The sequence below is a fragment of the Aquabacterium sp. genome (assembly GCF_016234775.1).
Classification (GTDB): Bacteria; Pseudomonadota; Gammaproteobacteria; order Burkholderiales; family Burkholderiaceae_C; genus Aquabacterium.
The window spans coordinates 36,659-52,476 of the sequence record NZ_JACRAH010000031.1 but is presented as its reverse complement, the minus strand read 5'-3'; the positions used below and the strand labels follow the sequence as shown (position 1 = coordinate 52,476).

Annotated in this window: 14 protein-coding genes; 12 read left to right on the top strand and 2 right to left on the bottom strand. The window is 61.9% G+C overall.

Features of this window, described 5'->3' with window-relative positions; all coding sequences use genetic code 11:
• Nucleotides 1-7 precede the first annotated feature (7 nt).
• Together gmhB and HY836_RS08920 are read left to right on the top strand one after the other, a co-directional pair.
• On the top strand, nt 8-616 hold the full coding sequence (gene gmhB / locus HY836_RS08925; protein ID WP_290675583.1) for a D-glycero-beta-D-manno-heptose 1,7-bisphosphate 7-phosphatase: 609 nt from the start codon (nt 8-10) through the stop codon (nt 614-616).
• Nucleotides 613-1,662, top strand: coding sequence for a M48 family metallopeptidase (locus HY836_RS08920; RefSeq protein WP_290675581.1), 1,050 nt, complete (start codon nt 613-615; stop codon nt 1,660-1,662). Before gmhB ends, HY836_RS08920 begins: the two co-directional genes overlap by 4 nt.
• 26 nt (nt 1,663-1,688) lie before the next feature.
• Here the strand turns inward: HY836_RS08920 and HY836_RS08915 are convergent, their stop codons facing one another.
• Nucleotides 1,689-2,759: an MBL fold metallo-hydrolase gene (locus HY836_RS08915; protein ID WP_290675579.1), complete on the bottom strand. Its 1,071-nt coding sequence runs from the start codon at nt 2,757-2,759 to the stop codon at nt 1,689-1,691.
• Nucleotides 2,760-2,955: 196 nt separating this feature from the next.
• On the opposite strand from HY836_RS08915, the gene can reads away from it, so the two are divergent.
• Complete coding sequence (can, locus tag HY836_RS08910) at nt 2,956-3,618, top strand: carbonate dehydratase (RefSeq protein WP_290675577.1); 663 nt, start codon at nt 2,956-2,958, stop codon at nt 3,616-3,618.
• A 40-nt stretch (nt 3,619-3,658) separates the two neighbouring features.
• Nucleotides 3,659-5,557: a bifunctional isocitrate dehydrogenase kinase/phosphatase gene (gene aceK / locus HY836_RS08905; protein WP_290675576.1), complete on the top strand. Its 1,899-nt coding sequence runs from the start codon at nt 3,659-3,661 to the stop codon at nt 5,555-5,557.
• Nucleotides 5,558-5,633: 76 nt separating this feature from the next.
• Here aceK and HY836_RS08900 read toward each other — a convergent pair whose 3' ends face one another.
• On the bottom strand, nt 5,634-6,467 hold the full coding sequence (locus HY836_RS08900) for an outer membrane protein assembly factor BamD (RefSeq protein ID WP_290675768.1): 834 nt from the start codon (nt 6,465-6,467) through the stop codon (nt 5,634-5,636).
• A gap of 263 nt (nt 6,468-6,730) precedes the next feature.
• Between HY836_RS08900 and HY836_RS08895 the strand changes: the two genes are divergently transcribed.
• The 8 genes from HY836_RS08895 to ispG all read left to right on the top strand — a co-directional run bounded on the left by HY836_RS08895 (nt 6,731) and on the right by ispG (nt 15,778).
• Nucleotides 6,731-7,681, top strand: a complete 951-nt coding sequence (locus HY836_RS08895; RefSeq protein ID WP_290675766.1) for an RluA family pseudouridine synthase — start codon at nt 6,731-6,733, stop codon at nt 7,679-7,681.
• A gap of 295 nt (nt 7,682-7,976) precedes the next feature.
• Nucleotides 7,977-8,774 carry an SMC-Scp complex subunit ScpB gene (gene scpB / locus HY836_RS08890; RefSeq protein WP_290675574.1) on the top strand — a complete coding sequence of 266 codons (798 nt, stop codon included), beginning with the start codon at nt 7,977-7,979 and terminating at the stop codon, nt 8,772-8,774.
• A gap of 17 nt (nt 8,775-8,791) precedes the next feature.
• Nucleotides 8,792-10,867: a 23S rRNA pseudouridine(2605) synthase RluB gene (rluB, locus tag HY836_RS08885; RefSeq protein ID WP_290675572.1), complete on the top strand. Its 2,076-nt coding sequence runs from the start codon at nt 8,792-8,794 to the stop codon at nt 10,865-10,867.
• A 157-nt stretch (nt 10,868-11,024) separates the two neighbouring features.
• Entirely contained in the window at nt 11,025-11,450 is a 426-nt protein-coding gene (gene ndk, locus HY836_RS08880) for a nucleoside-diphosphate kinase (protein WP_290643141.1), read from the top strand.
• Nucleotides 11,451-11,485: 35 nt separating this feature from the next.
• Entirely contained in the window at nt 11,486-12,628 is a 1,143-nt protein-coding gene (rlmN, locus tag HY836_RS08875) for a 23S rRNA (adenine(2503)-C(2))-methyltransferase RlmN (RefSeq protein WP_290675570.1), read from the top strand.
• A 66-nt stretch (nt 12,629-12,694) separates the two neighbouring features.
• Nucleotides 12,695-13,516: a type IV pilus biogenesis/stability protein PilW gene (gene pilW, locus HY836_RS08870; RefSeq protein ID WP_290675568.1), complete on the top strand. Its 822-nt coding sequence runs from the start codon at nt 12,695-12,697 to the stop codon at nt 13,514-13,516.
• On the top strand, nt 13,509-14,507 hold the full coding sequence (locus HY836_RS08865) for a RodZ domain-containing protein (protein ID WP_290675566.1): 999 nt from the start codon (nt 13,509-13,511) through the stop codon (nt 14,505-14,507). Before pilW ends, HY836_RS08865 begins: the two co-directional genes overlap by 8 nt.
• The gene (ispG, locus tag HY836_RS08860; RefSeq protein WP_290675564.1) at nt 14,504-15,778 is read left to right on the top strand and encodes a flavodoxin-dependent (E)-4-hydroxy-3-methylbut-2-enyl-diphosphate synthase; all 1,275 of its coding nucleotides are present in this window, start codon (nt 14,504-14,506) and stop codon (nt 15,776-15,778) included. The genes HY836_RS08865 and ispG overlap by 4 nt, the downstream gene beginning before the upstream one ends.
• The last annotated feature ends 40 nt before the right edge of the window (nt 15,779-15,818 follow it).

The window sequence follows — 15,818 nt, the reverse complement described above, 5'->3', positions numbered from 1 at the left end:
AGAGGGCATGAAACTGGTCATCCTCGATCGCGACGGTACGATCAACCACGAACGCGAGGACTACATCAAGTCCAGCGACGAGTGGGTGCCACTGCCCGGCGCGCTTGATGCCATTGCCCGGCTGAACCACGCCGGCTGGCATGTGGTCGTGGCCACGAACCAGTCCGGCATCGGTCGCGGCTTGTTCGACATGGTCGCGCTCAATGCCATGCACGCCAAGATGAACCAGTTGCTGGCGAAGGTTGGCGGCCGGGTTGAGGCGGTGTTTTTCTGCCCGCACACGCCGGAAGACCATTGCACCTGCCGCAAGCCTTTGCCGGGTCTTTTCCAGATGATCGGTCAGCGTTTCGGGCGCAGCCTGGATGGCGTGCCGATGGTCGGGGATCTGCCTCGTGACGTGCTGGCAGCGCAATCCGTGGGGTGCGAGCCTCATCTGGTTCGCACCGGTCAGGCGGCCACGATGAGTGAGGCCGATCTGTATGACCTGCGCCAGCGTGTGCCTGATCTGACCATCCACCCTGATCTGTCTGCATTTGCAGACTTTCTTATCCTGCGGGATCGCAAGGCCCATGGCGAAGACAGCCCGGTCGCGACCCATATGGGGGAGTTGACTTGAAACTCCCCGTGCCGATGCAGCTGGCTCTGTGGGGGGACGAAGAGTTCCGCGCCGAGCCGCCGTCGGCGATCTCTGTCGTACCTCATATTTTTCCTCCTTTGACTGCTGCTGTATCGCCGCTTGCGGCCCCTCCTTTGTCTTCGTCTTCTTCACTGGCATCCGATCTCGCAGGGCGGGGCGATGGCTTGCCAGTTCTGGATGACGCGCCGGCGTCGTCCACCACGTCCGCGTTGCGGGCGCCCCATCATCATCACGTCGAGTGCCATCCTCTCAGTGGCTTGCCCTGGTTCCGTCACCCTCAAGGCGAGCATGAAATCTGTCTGGGCAAAGCTGTGGTGTCTTATGAAATCAAGCGTGCCCGTCGCCGCTCCATCGGCATGGTGGTGGGCGTCGAGGGTTTGAGCGTGCGTGCGCCGCGTTGGGTGTCGTCGACCGATATCGAGACGGCCTTGCGTGCCAAGGAACGCTGGATTTGTACCAAGCTGGTCGAGCAGCGCGAGCGTGCCCACAAGCAGTTGTCGGCGCGCATTGACTGGCGTGAGGGCGCCACCGTGCCTTACCTGGGTGATTCGGTGGTGCTGGTGCTGGACCCTCGCATTGAAGGTGCCGTGCTGCATGAGCCATCTGTGCTGGTCGAGCGCGCCTTGCCTGGCGTGGCCCAGCGCACCTTGCACCTGGGCTTGCCTCAGTGCGCCTCATCTGACCAGATTCGCGATGCGGTGCAGCACTGGCTGCAGCAGGAGGCCGTCAAGGTCTTCCAGGCGCGGGTGCCCATCTACGCGGAACGCCTGGATGTGTCGGTGCGCAAGGTCAGTCTGTCTTCCGCCAAGACGCGGTGGGGCAGTGCCAGTGTGGATGGGTCCATCCGCTTGCACTGGCGCCTGATCCACTTCGGCATCGACGTCATCGATTACGTCGTGGCACATGAACTGGCCCACCTGCGCGAGATGAACCACAGCCCCCGTTTCTGGGAGGTGGTGCGTTCGGTGATGCCCACGTTTGACGGCCCGCGCGATCAGCTTCGTCACGCGGTCATTCCCGACTGATTGGTAGGCCAGGGCTGAGGCCTGACTCAGGCCTTCTCGTACAGCCAGCAGCCTTCTGGCGAGCGGCTGCGGTTCAACTGGCCGCGGTGCCACAGGTAGTTGAGGTGCGCGATGGCCTCGCCCATGGCGAAGGTGGTCTGGTGCAGATCGAGCTGCCGTTTGAACAGAACGGACAACATGTCTGCGGCGTGGCTGGGCTTGATGCTGCATGCTTTCAGAACGTCATCCAGCCTATCCCGGTGATGGTCCTTCAGTTGCTGGATCCGGGCGTGGATGCCGGTGAAAGGCAGGCCATGCGAGGGCAGGGCGAGCGTGTCGGCAGGCAGGTCGGCCATGTTGTCCAGCGAGCTCAGAAACAGGCCCAACGCGTCTCCCTCGGGCTCGAGATCAACCACGCTGACATTGGTCGAGATGCTGGGCAGCAGCATGTCGCCGGAAATCAGCAGGCCATCGCGCTCGTTGAACAGCGAGATGTGTTCCGGGCTGTGGCCGTAGCCAGCGATGCACTGCCATTCACGCTCACCGATGGTCAGGCGCATGCCATCCATCAGGCGGCGATAGTCATAAGGTACTTGTGGCACCAGTGACTTGAAGTAGTTGCTGCGCCCGCGCACTTTGCTCACGTCTTCCGGCTGGTTCAGGCCGTGTTCGGCAAAGAAATTTGCCGCGCGAGGCCCGCCAAAACCTGTGGTCGATTCACAGGCGAGTTGGGCGGCGAAGTGGTCTGTGGCGCTCATCCACAGGCGTGCGGGGCAGCCGGGGGCGCTGAACTGCTCGATCAGCCACTGGGCATTGCCAACGTGGTCCGGGTGCATGTGGGTGGCCAGCATGCGTGTCAGTGGCCTGCCAGCCAAGGGGGCTTGCCATAAGGCTTGCCACGCTTCGCGGATGGCCTCGGTGGCCACGCCTGCATCGACGATGGTCCATCCCGCTGCGCCATTCAGTTCGTCGTCCAGAGCCCACAGATTGATGTGGTTGAGCGCAAAAGGCATGGGCATGCGGATCCAATGCACGCCTGGCCGCAAGGTCATCAACTCACCAGGCTCGGGGCGAGCGTCGCCCAGTGGGTAGTGCAGGGGGGATGGCTGGTGGGGCATGGCGCTCGCTGGGGTGAATCTGCGAGCCATTGTGCCTTGCGGACTCGCTGGAGGTGTCCTCAAATCCTGCAGATCCCTGATCGCAAGACTGTGGTGGGCGATATCTATAGGCGCGTCAGGGGAAATGGCCTGACTGACACGCTTCTTTTGCTTTGGGGCAGCAGGATCGGGGGCATCCCTTACTACACTCACTCCTATGACACTTGATCACCTGTTTGACAACAACCGGGTCTGGGCGCGCGACATCGAGCAACGCACGCCCGGCTTCTTCTCCAGGCTGCAGCAACAGCAGTCGCCTCAGTATCTGTGGATCGGCTGCGCAGACAGTCGCGTGCCGGCCAACGAAATCTGCGGGTTGCTCCCCGGTGAACTGTTCGTGCACCGCAATGTGGCCAACGTGGTGGTTCACTCTGACCTGAACTGCCTCTCCGTCATGGAGTTCGCCATTGACTCGCTCAAGGTCAAGCACATCATGGTGGTGGGGCACTACGGTTGCAGTGGCGTCAAGGCCGCGATGGAGAACCTGCGCATCGGCATCGCCGACAACTGGCTGCGCCACGTTCAGGATGTGCGGCATCAGCACAAGGACTGGTTGTTCAGCCTGCCGGAAGGGCAGACCAGGCTGGATGCGCTGTGCGAACTCAATGTGCTGGAGCAAAGCCTCAACGTGTGCCACACCACCGTGGTGCAAGACGCCTGGGCGCGTGGCCAGGAGGTCATGGTTCATGGCTGGGTATACGGCTTGCATAATGGCCTGATCAACGATTTGCGCATGTCCGTGGCCAATCCGGTGGCGCTGGCCGAAGCCTATTCGCAGGCGCTGGCCAAGCTCAAGCAGCGCTACGCAAGCAGAACCTGATCAACGTCCGCCCGTTCCATTCGTTCACTCAAGGCAAACGATGTTTCCACAACAGCTGACCGACCCACGCGTCTTTGAAATCGCCAAGGCCTTGCTCGATGGCTTCGATCGCCACTACAAGATCTTCAGCGAAACAAGCTCGCAGTCCAAGAAGCGTTTCGAAGAAGCCGACTGGCACGGTCAGCAGACCGCGCAGCGGGTGCGCATCGAGTTCTACGACTTGCGTGTGGATGAAGCCGTCGAGCGCCTGGAGCAGGACTACCAGGCCAGCAGCTTGCCCATGGAGGTCTGGCACCAGATCAAGCTGTTCTACATCGGTTTGCTCACGGGCCACAAACAGCCGGAACTGGCCGAGACCTTCTTCAACTCGGTCACGATCAAGATCCTGCACCGCAAGTACTACCAGAACGACTTCATCTTCGTGCGCCCGGCCGTGTCGACCGAGTACATCGACGACGATGAAGGTGAGGGCAACGCCACGTTCCGGGCCTACTACCCTACGCGCGAAAATCTCAAGGAGATGCTCAAGACGCTGGTCGTGAACTATGAGCTGGCCATCCCCTTCGAGGATCTGGATCGCGACATCACCTTTGTGCACGAGGCCTTGCTGGAGCAGGTTGGCAACGTGCGCCTGCGCACCAACTTCCAGATCCAGGTGCTGTCCTCGCTGTTCTTCCGCAACAAGGGCGCCTACATCGTCGGCAAGGTGGTCAACGGCTTCCGCAGCCTGCCATTTGCGATCCCCATCCTGCACAACTCCAAGAGCCGCCTCTACATCGATGCAGCCCTGTTCGGCGAGGATGACCTGCTGGCGCTGTTCAGCTTTGCGCGCGCCTACTTCATGGTCAATATGCCGGTGCCTTCAGCCTATGTGCAGTTCCTGCGCACGCTGATGCCGCGCAAGCCGCGTGGCGAGCTCTACAGTGCCATCGGCCTGCAGAAGCACGGCAAGAACCTGTTCTATCGAGATTTCCTCTTCCACCTCAAACACTCGAGTGACAAGTTCCGCATTGCCCCTGGTATCAAGGGCATGGTCATGCTGGTGTTCGATCTGCCGTCCTATCCCTTCGTGTTCAAGGTGATCAAGGATTACTTCCCGCCGCAAAAGGAAACCACGCGCGCCCAGATCATGGGCAAGTACCAGCTCGTGAAGCAGCACGACCGTGTCGGGCGCATGGCCGACTCGCTGGAGTTCACCAACGTGGCTTTCCCTCGTCATCGCTTTGACGATGAGCTGATCGAAGAGTTGCGCAAGTTCTCGCCCAGCGTCATCGAAGAGGACGAAGACGGCAAGGTGCTGATCCTCAAGCACCTCTACATCGAGCGTCGCATGGTGCCGCTCAACATCTACATCCAGGAGGCCACAGGCGAGTCGCTGGAGCATGCCGTGATCGAGTACGGCAATGCCCTGAAGGATCTGGTGGCGGCCAACATCTTCCCTGGCGACATGCTGTGGAAGAACTTCGGTGTGACGCGCAACGGCAAGGTGGTGTTCTACGACTACGACGAGATCGAGTACGTCACCGATTGCGTGTTCCGCAAGGTGCCCGAGCCACGTAACGAGGAAGACGAGATGTCCGGCGAGATCTGGTACTCGGTCGGCCCACATGATGTGTTCCCGGAAACCTTCGGGCCCTTTTTGCTGGGTGACCCGCGCGTGCGCGCCATCTTCATGAAGCACCATGCCGATCTGCTGGAGGCTGACTTCTGGCAGCAGCACAAGGAGCGCATCAAGGCCGGTTATGTGCACGACGTGTTCCCGTATGACCGGGCGCGCCGCTTCGTGCACCGCATCCACAGTGCGCAGACACCGCTGGATCCGTCAGATGAGATCGCGCCGACCGAGGAGCCTGTCGATGTGCGGCCGTTGGGTCGCGAGGTGCACGACCAAGGGACGCTGTCTGGCTTCACCACGGGTGGTGCGGCCAGCGGCGATTGAGTGGCGGCCCAGTCTGGGGCGAGCATGAAAAAGGGGGCTGTCAAGCCCCCTTTGTTTTGTGCGTCAGGCGCTCAACTCACCAGAGTTGCCACCAAGGCTTTTTGGCCTGCGCTTGGGCGCTCGCAGCGTCCTCGCTCAGGAACTTGCTGTTCGGGAAGCTCTGCTTGAGCACGCGCTGGGCGTCATCGCGCAGTTGAACGAGGCCCAGGTTGTCGTAGGCCTTCACCATGATGTAGAGCGCCTCTTCGATGGCGGGTGACTGGCGGTAGTCCTTGATGGCCTGTTGCGCCCGGTTGGCGGCGGCCAGGTTGGCGCCGCGTCGCAGGTAGTAGCGCGCCACGTGCACTTCGCCGGCAGCCAGCGAATTGACGATGTGGTTCATGCGCAGGCGCGCATCCTGCGCGTACTTCGAGTTCGGGAAGCGCTCGCCGAGTTGCCGGAACGATTCGTACGCATCGCGTGATGCCTGCTGGTCGCGTTCAGACAGGTCCTGGCTGGCCAGGCGGCCGAACAAACCCAGATCGTCGTTGAAGTTGATCAGCCCTTGCAAGTAATAGGCGTAATCCAGGGCGGGGCTGGTGGGGTGCAACCGGATGAAGCGTTCCAGCTTGGCCAAAGCCTGGGCCTTTTCGCCCGTCTTGTAATAGGCGTAAGCCAGATCAATCTGCGCCTGTTGGGCCAGGATCGTGCCGGATGCGCGTGCTTCGACCTTTTCCAGGCGCTTGATGGCGCTCTCAAAATTGCCGTCATCCGCCTCTTCCTTGGCGTCTGCGTACAATTTGTCTGGACTGATGTTGGCAAACTCGTCTTGAGGGGCCGATCCGCATGCGACCATGAGGGCGCTCACGGCCAGTGCCAGCAGGCCGGCACGTTGGCCGGTCCAGGTGCTCCAAGAGGTGTTCTTCAGCAGTTTCACGTGTTTATGTTGCGGATTGCTCCGCTTGCAGTCCCGCCTTGCAGCGTCGGAACCCGCAGTATAGAAGCCCTCGGGCCCATCTTTGTCTCCTTACCAGGTTTGTTTGCCACATGGCGCGTCGTCCCCGTATTGAATCTTCTCCCAGCGTTGTTGATCTGAGCCCCGATGAGGTGGTTGACGTTGACCTGCCCGATGACGACTGGTCGGATGCGCCGGCGCCCGTCCTGACTGCCGCAGGGCGCGAACCCGAGCGCCGCATGCTGGAGGTCGATGCGGCCGGGCATGGGCAGCGCCTGGATGTGTTCCTGGTAAGCGGGGCTTCCGAGTTCTCTCGCAGTCACCTCAAGAACCTTGTCGACGAGGGGTGTGTCGAGGTGGATGGCAAGGTGGCCAACTCCGCTTCGCGCAAGGTCCTGGCGGGGCAGCGTGTGGTGGTTTTGCTGAAACCCACCGCGCAGAGCCAGGCCTTTCTGGCCGAACCCATGGATCTGCCCATCGTTTTTGAGGATGAGCACTTGCTGGTGGTCAACAAGCCTGCGGGTCTGGTCGTGCATCCGGCGGCCGGCAACTGGACGGGTACTTTGATGAATGGCTTGTTGGCGCACCATGCCGGCGCGGCCGATCTGCCTCGGGCGGGCATCGTGCACCGCTTGGACAAGGACACCAGTGGCCTGATGGTGGTGGGTAAGACCGTGACAGCCGTCACCGCCTTGACGCGCGCCATCGCCGCACGCGAGGTGAGTCGGCAGTACCTGGCGCTGGCGCATGGGCAGGTGGCCGATTCTTTTTCCGTGGAGTCCTCGATCGGGCGCGATCCGGTCACGCGCATCAAGATGGCTGTCGTGCCGTCTGGCAAGCCAGCCAGGACGGATGTGCAGCGGCTCTTGCTGGGTGAGTGGGCTCCCGCGTCTGAGGGCAGCAAGGGGGAGCAACTGCTGGCACGCCGTTTCAGTGGCGTGTTGTGTACGCTGCACACAGGACGCACGCATCAGATTCGCGTCCACATGAGTAGTCGGCGGCACCCGCTGGTCGCCGATACCCTGTATGGCGGTGCGCCAGCCTTGGGGATGACCCGGCAGGCCTTGCACGCCGCGAGGTTGTCGTTCGTTCATCCGGCAACAGGCAAAACGGTGAAATTCGAAGCGCCTTTGCCTGACGACATGGCCTCGGCGTGGGCTTTGTTGGCAGCGTCGGCACCGGCCCCTTGATGAAGGGCAACAGATTTGGCGTAACTGGTGCATAATGCTTCGACAGATATCGGGTCAAGAACCCGAAATCGGGCGGCTTTTGAGAAAAAGCCTGTCACGGGAGGTCAGCCCTCAAGGCGTTCCCCGGCCTGATCACCTCGAACCGAGGTCCCTTTTAATTTAAAAGTATCCGGGCGTATGTGACGCCCTTCGCGTAGTTTGATTCGTGGATTGGCCGCATGACATCGGCTGGTCTGCTGTCAGGCGTTTCGTACGGAAGCCATGCCAGGCGATCCGACCACATTCGATTGAAGAGATGGAAGTCCTCAATCCTCAGGATGCCCAGTGCGTTCTTGAAGCGGCGCTGATGTGCGCCCACCAGCCTATGACGGTGCGTGAAATGCGCCAGTTGTTTGACGACACCATGTCTGCGGATACGGTGCTGTCGTTGCTGGCTGAGTTGAGCGCGCGCTGGGGTGGTCGAGGCGTCGAGTTGCGTCAGACGGCACACGGTTGGCGTTTTCAGACCCGTGCCGAGGTGCAGCCTCATCTGGATCGATTGAACCCTGAAAAGCCCCCGAAGTATTCGAGGGCGACCCTGGAAACGCTGGCCATCATTGCCTACAAGCAGCCGGTCACCCGGGGTGACATTGAAAGTATTCGTGGCGTGACGGTGAGTTCCAACATCGTCAAACAACTGGAAGAGCGTGGCTGGGTGGAGGTTATCGGGCACCGCGAGGCGCCTGGTCGCCCGGGCTTGTATGCCACGACGAAACAGTTCCTGGACGATCTGGGGCTGGCTTCGCTCAACGAGTTGCCGACACTGGATGGTTTGCCGGTCAGCCAGGCCTTGTTGCCTGGACTGGAAGAGGTCGAACCGGACAATGAGCCTGCCGATGAGGCTGGCCCGACCGAAGATCAACCGTCTCTGCTGGAGTCGGTTGCTGCTTCGTCGCCTGAGTTGCCGCCTGCCGAATCTGTCGGTGAGGTGGCTGACATTGCCGTGGCTGACCTGCCTGTCGCGTCCGCTGCACCACTTGATGAACCGGCCGCTCCGTCTGAAGTACAGGGGCAGACCGTTACAGAACCACATACCGATTTCCCTGCTCCATGACCACAGACAACGTGCCCATGCAAGATCCCCAAGAACAGCCTTTGGTCGCCGACGAGGTGGTCAAGCCCAAGCGTACGCGCCGTACGAAGGCAGCCGAAGAGGCCGCCCCCGCAGTTGAGGCCGTGACGGCGCCTGAAGAGGCGGTGCCGGCCAAAAAGACGGCGACGCGTCGCAAGAAGGTCGTGGCCGACGCGGTGCCTGCTGAGGCCGCAGAGCTTGTGGCCCCTGAGGTGACGGCTGACGCCAAGCCCAAGCGCGCCCCGCGCAAGAAGGCTGTTGAGGTGGCAGAGTCTGTGCCTGTTGCCGTGGCGCCAGAGGCGGCCGTGGCTTCGGCTGAAACGCCTCGTGAGGAGGCTGCGCACGGTTTCATCCAGTTGGCCCCTGAGGCTGCGGTAGATGGTGCGGAGCAGGCTCCTGTGTCTGCTGCCGAAGGTGGCGAAGGCGCCGCACCGCGCGAAGGCCGCGAGGGCCGTGGCCGCCGTGATCGCGATCGGGGTGATCGTCAGCGCGGTCCTCGTGGCGAGCGCGGTGATCGTCCGCCTCGTGAGGAGCGGTTTGCGCAGGCTGGTGAAGGCGTGTCGGCTGAGGGTGATGCGCCGGAGTCGTCTGACGAGTCCGGCGAAGAGCAGCGTCCGTCCCGCCGTGCCGCCATCGCGGCCGAGCAGGCGACCGAGGTGTTTGCCGAGTTGCTCTCGGGCGACTTCGACAAGACCCACGAAGAGGAAGTGGCGGAAGCCGCTGCCGAAGACACTGGCCCCTACAAGCGCGTGCTGCGCCCCGAACCTGATGCGCCCAAGCTCCAGAAGGTGCTGGCCCAGGCTGGTGTGGGTTCGCGCCGCGACATCGAGCAGATGATCGAAGACGGTCGCATCGAGGTCAATGACCAGGTCGCGCACATCGGTCAGCGCATTTCCTTTGGCGATCGCATCAAGGTGGCGGGTCGTCCGATCCGCGTGCGCATTGCGCCGCCGCCTGCACGCATCCTGGCGTACCACAAGCCGACCGGTGAAGTGGTCACGCACGACGATCCGCAAGGTCGCCCGACGGTGTTCCAGCGCATGCCTCGCCTGCAAAACGGCAAGTGGATGTCGGTGGGCCGTCTGGACCTCAATACCGAAGGTCTGCTGCTGTTCACGAACTCCGGCGAGTTGGCCAATCAGCTCATGCACCCCCGCTTTGGCGTGGAGCGTGAGTACGCGGTTCGCGTGCTGGGTACGCTGGACGAAGGTGCGCGCAACAAGCTCCTGACTGGCGTCGAGATCGAAGGTCAGTCGGCTTCATTCGTGTCCATCAGCAAGGGTGAAGGCGAGGGCGTGAACCAGTGGTATCGCGTGGTCATCACCGAAGGCCGCAACCGCGAAGTGCGCAAGTTGTTCGATGCCGTTGGCCTGACGGTCAACCGCCTGATCCGCGTGCGTTACGGTGCCATCGTGCTGCCTCGTGGCCTCAAGCGTGGCGTCTGGGTTGAGCTGGGTGAATCCGACGTGCGCGCCGTGAAGTCGCTGGCGGGCATGGATCGCCAGGAGTTCGGTCAAGGCCAGGGCCAAGGCCAAGGTCGTGGCGGCAAGAATCAGCCACGTGGCCAGCAAGGCCAGGGTCAAGGTCAGGGGCAGCAAGGTCAGCAAGGCTTCAAGAGCAAGCAAGGCGGCCGTGGTGGTCAGCAACAACAAGGTCCGGGCGGTCGTCCGCAAGGTGGTCAAGGTGGTCAAGGCGGCCAGGGTGGGCAAGGTGGTTACGGCAATCGTCCGCAACAGCAACGTGGCCCCCAGCAGGATCGCCAGCAAGACCGTCAGATGGCGCCTCGCCATGACTCGGATGACGATCTGGATCACATCGGGCCTATCCCCAACCCGCTGGAGCAGACCTTCGACAAGCGCTTCGTGAAGGGCTCCAAGCGCATCACGTCGGGTTTTGGCCGTCCGGACCAGCAGGACCATGGTGGTGCTCAGAAGAAGGGCAGCGGCCCTCGCCAGCCCGATCCGCTGCAGACATCCGTTGGCTACATCGGTGCCGATGCCTATTTTGGCAAGACCGGTGGTGGTGGCCGTCGCGGCGGTGGTGGTGGCGGCGGCGGTGGTCGCGGTCGCCGTTGATTTTGGATGGTGGGATGTCGGGTGGCCTTGCCTCAGGGAAACCCGCGTTGACACCCCGCCTTTGAATGCTTTTCACGCTCGGCACTGCCACTGACGCGCAGTACAATGCTGGGTTTTGTCAAATCTGCAGATCTTTTCTGAGAATCAGGAGAACTAAATGGCTATCGAACGCACCCTCTCGATCATCAAACCCGACGCCGTTGCCAAGAACGTCATTGGCCAAATCGTCAGCCGCTTTGAAGGCGCTGGCCTGAAGGTGGCCGCTGCCAAGCTGGTGCAACTGTCGCAAGCTGAAGCCGAAGCTTTCTATGCTGTGCACGCTGCCCGTCCTTTCTTCAAGGATCTGGTGAGCTTCATGATCTCCGGCCCCGTGTTCGTGCAAGTGCTCGAAGGCGAAGGCGCGATCCTGAAGAACCGCGACCTGATGGGCGCTACCGACCCCAAGAAGGCCGAAAAGGGCACCATCCGCGCTGACTTCGCTGACAGCATCGACGCCAACGCCGTGCACGGTTCGGACGCTGCCGAAACCGCCGCCGTTGAAATCGCATTCTTCTTCCCCGCTCTGAACGTCTACAGCCGTTAATTCGCTGTTGACCGTTTGCTGGTTCAAGAAGAAGTATGGACGCCGTCAATCTGCTTGACTATGACCTTGAGGGGTTGACCGCGTTCTGCGAGCAACTGGGCGAGAAGCGTTTTCGCGCCACCCAGTTGTTCCGCTGGATCCATCAGAAAGGTGCGACCGATTTCGATCAGATGTCGGATCTCGCCAAGTCGCTGCGCGGCAAGCTCCAGGGTGTGGCCACCCTCAAGCGTCTGCCCGTCATCAGCGAACACATCTCGTCGGATGGCACGATCAAGTGGCTGTTCGATGTGGGCGGCGGCAACGCTGTCGAAAGTGTCTACATTCCCGAAGACGACCGCGCCACGCTGTGCATTTCATCGCAGGCGGGCTGTGCCGTTGGTTGCCGTTTCTGCTCGACAGGCCATCAGGGTTTCAGTCGCAATCTCACCACGGGTGAGATCCTGGCTCAGTTGTGGCATGCCGAGCATGTGTTGCGTCAGCGCTTGAACACGTCCGAGCGCATCATCAGCAATGTGGTGATGATGGGCATGGGTGAGCCGCTGCAGAACTACAGCGCGCTGGTGCCGGCCTTGAAGGTCATGCTCGATGACCACGGTTATGGTCTGTCGCGCCGCCGCGTCACGGTGTCCACCTCGGGTGTGGTGCCGATGATCGAGCGCCTGAAGACCGATTGCCCCGTTGCGCTGGCCGTGTCGCTGCATGCGCCCAACGATGCCTTGCGCGACGAGCTGGTGCCGATCAACAAGAAATACCCGATTCACGAATTGCTCGATGCCTGCCGCGATTACCTGCAGGCGGCGCCGCGCGATTTCATCACGTTCGAATACTGCATGCTCGATGGCGTCAATGACACCGATGTGCATGCCCGCGAGTTGATTGCCCTGGTCAAAGGCAAGATCAACTGCAAGTTCAACCTGATTCCTTTCAATCCCTTCCCTCAGTCGGGCTTGCATCGTTCTCAGAATGAGCGCGTGCAGGCGTTCGCTCGCTTGCTGGCCGACGCCGGGATCATCACCACGGTCCGCAAGACGCGTGGTGACGACATCGACGCGGCCTGTGGGCAGTTGGCAGGGGAGGTGCAGGATCGCACCAATGCCCGCGACCGCATGTTGCGTCAACCTGTCGAGGCCAAGGTGGCGTCCCCGAAGCCCGGGGAACGTAACCGCCACGCGCATTGATGCGTGTGCGGGCGAGAGCGGGGCGCTGAAGCCTCTACACTGAACCCTTTTCAAGGAGACTGCTGCATGAGGATGCTTCGCTCGGTGGTGTTGACAGCTTGCACGCTGGGTGCCTTCATGGTGAGCCTGGGGCATCTGGGTGGCTGCGCCGGTGGCCCCGCGTCAAGGATGTCGTCTTCTGGCGACATCACGACCTCATCAGACGAGGGCGATGTGCGAAAGCGTTCGCGCATCCGGATGGAGCTGGCTTCAACCTATTACGCACAAGGGCAATTCACGACGGCGCTCGATGAGTTGAAGCAGGCTGTGGCGATTGACCCTTCGCTGCCGGATGCTTACGAGATGCGTGCCTTGATCTATGACGCCATGGGCGAAGATGCACGCGCTGTCGCCAACTACAAGCAGGCCTTGTCGCTGGATGCCAACAATGGCAGTGTGCTGCACAACTACGGTTGGCACCTCTGCCGCAAAGGGCAGTTCGCCGAAGCTGATGCCTTGTTCGAGCGCGCCGCAGCATTGCCTCAGACCGTGTCGACCAGCAAGACATTGCTGGTTCGCGGTGTGTGCCAGATCAGCGCCGGCCTCTACCCTGAGGCCGAAAAAACGCTGGTGCATTCTTACGAGCTGGATCCATCCAACCCCGCGACGGCTTTCAACCTGGCTTCCGTGCTGCACCGTCGCGGCGAGATGGAGCGTGCGCGCTTTTATATCCGCCGCGTGAACAATGTACCGGCACAGGTGACGGCGGAGTCCTTGTGGCTGGCTATCCGCATCGAGCATCGCCTGGGCAACGCCAATGGACGCGATGAAATGGCGGCGCAATTGCGTAGCCGCTTCCCGACAGCCCGTGAGACCAACGCGATGGAGTTGGGGAAATACGATGACTGAGCCGACGCCGATCATCCTGTCGTCGCCAGATGCGGGCAACCGCGGCGCTGGTGAGATGTTGCGTCTGGCGCGCGAGGCCCAGAACATGACGATTGAGGGGCTCGCCGCCACCATCAAAGTCACGCCGGCCAAGCTGGATGCTTTGGAGCAAGGCCAGTTCGACAAGTTGCCGGATGCCAACTTCACGCGAGCCCTGGCCATGACGGTGTGTCGCGCCTTGAAGCTGGATCCCACCGCGGTATTGGCTGCTTTGCCGGCCGCTCGGCCAACGGCGCTCGCCGAGGGCAAGCCGCCCCTGAATCAGCCCTTCAAGGATGTGCGTGGCGGTTCCCCGCTGTTTGATCGCCAGTGGGACTGGTCGGGCTTGTTGACGTTCAAATGGCTGGCGCCCATCGTGTTGCTGGCAGGTGCCGTCGTGATCTATGTCCTGCCTGATTCGGTCGACGTACCGGCCTGGGTGCAGCAAGTACTACAAACCTCCCCGCGTGCGGTGCAGGCTACGGCAGTCGAGCAGGCCGCCTCCGCCGCGCTGGCGCAGTCGACAGAAGCCTCGGCACCTGAGGTTGTGGCCGATGTGCCGTCGGATGCGGCGGCTTCTGCCAGCACGGCGTTACCAGTGGTCGCGGCGTCAGGGGCTCAGGCCCCGTTGGTCCTGGATGTGGTCGAAGGCGCTGCTTCCGTTGCGGTTGCCGCTGATCCTCGCTTGGCGACCGTGGCGCATCCGTCAGCGTCGATGCCCATGATCGGCGCAGGAGCAGGGCCCTTGGTGCTGACCGTGACGGCCGCATCGTGGGTGGATGTGCGTGACGCCAAGGGCGTCAAGCTGCTGTCTCAACAGGTGACGCCAGGCCAGACACTGTCGCTCAACGGCACGCCGCCGCTCAAGGTACTCATTGGCAACGCGGCAGGCGTCAGCTTGAGCTACAAGGGGCAGCCCGTGGATATGGCGCTACAGACGCGCAACAACGTCGCACGCGTGGAATTGAAATGACTCTGGAAAATCATCGCCTCATCGACATCGCTCGACCAGCCGCGCGCCGTTCGCGGCAGGCCCGTGTCGTGTGGGGGTCTCGAGTGGTGACGATCGGTGGCGATGCGCCTGTGCGCGTCCAGTCGATGACCAACACGGATACCGTGGACGTGATCGGCACAGCCATTCAGGTCAAGGAATTGGCCCTGGCAGGATCGGAACTGGTTCGCATCACGGTGAATACGCCTGAGGCCGCCGAGGCCGTGCCACATGTGCGTGAACAGCTCGATCGCATGGGCATCGACGTGCCCCTGGTGGGCGATTTCCACTACAACGGGCACCGCCTGCTCACCGATTACCCGGCTTGCGCTGAAGCCCTGTCCAAGTACCGGATCAATCCTGGTAATGTGGGCAAGGGTGACAAGGGTGATCGCCAGTTCGCACAGATGATCGAAGTGGCCATGCGCTACAACAAGCCGGTTCGCATCGGTGTGAACTGGGGCAGTCTGGATCAGGAACTGCTGGCGTCCCTGATGGACGAGAACGCCCGCAGCGCCGATCCCTGGGACGCTCAGCAAGTCATGTACCAGGCCTTGATCAGCTCGGCCTTACAGTCGGCGCAAGCAGCGCGCGAATTGGGTATGCCGCCCGACCAGATCATCCTGTCCTGCAAGGTCAGTGGTGTGCAGGATTTGATCAGTGTCTACCGCGGCCTGGCCGATCGTTGTGACTACCCGCTGCACCTGGGTCTGACCGAGGCCGGCATGGCCACCAAAGGCACGGTGGCATCGGCCACGGCGCTGTCCATCCTGCTGCAGGAAGGCATTGGCGACACCATCCGCGTGTCCTTGACGCCTCTGCCCGGTGAGGCCCGCACGCAAGAGGTCGTGGTGGCACTTGAGATCCTTCAGGCCCTGGGGCTGCGCACCTTCGTGCCCAGCGTGACCGCTTGCCCAGGCTGTGGCCGCACCACCAGCACCACCTTCCAGGAACTGGCCAAGCAGATCGACGACTTTCTGCGTGCCCAGATGCCTGTCTGGCGCAGCCAGTATCCCGGCGTCGAAAAGCTCAAGGTGGCCGTGATGGGCTGCATCGTCAACGGCCCGGGCGAGAGCAAGCATGCCGACATCGGCATCAGCCTTCCAGGCAACGGCGAGGCGCCTGCCGCCCCCGTGTTCATTGATGGTGAAAAAGCCATGACGCTGCGTGGCGAGCGCATCGCCGAAGAATTCCAGCAGATCGTGCAGAACTACATCGATCGCCGTTTCAACAAGGCTGAATCCGCCTCCTGAGCGGTCGCCTGCATCCATACCGACAAGAAGAAGATCCATC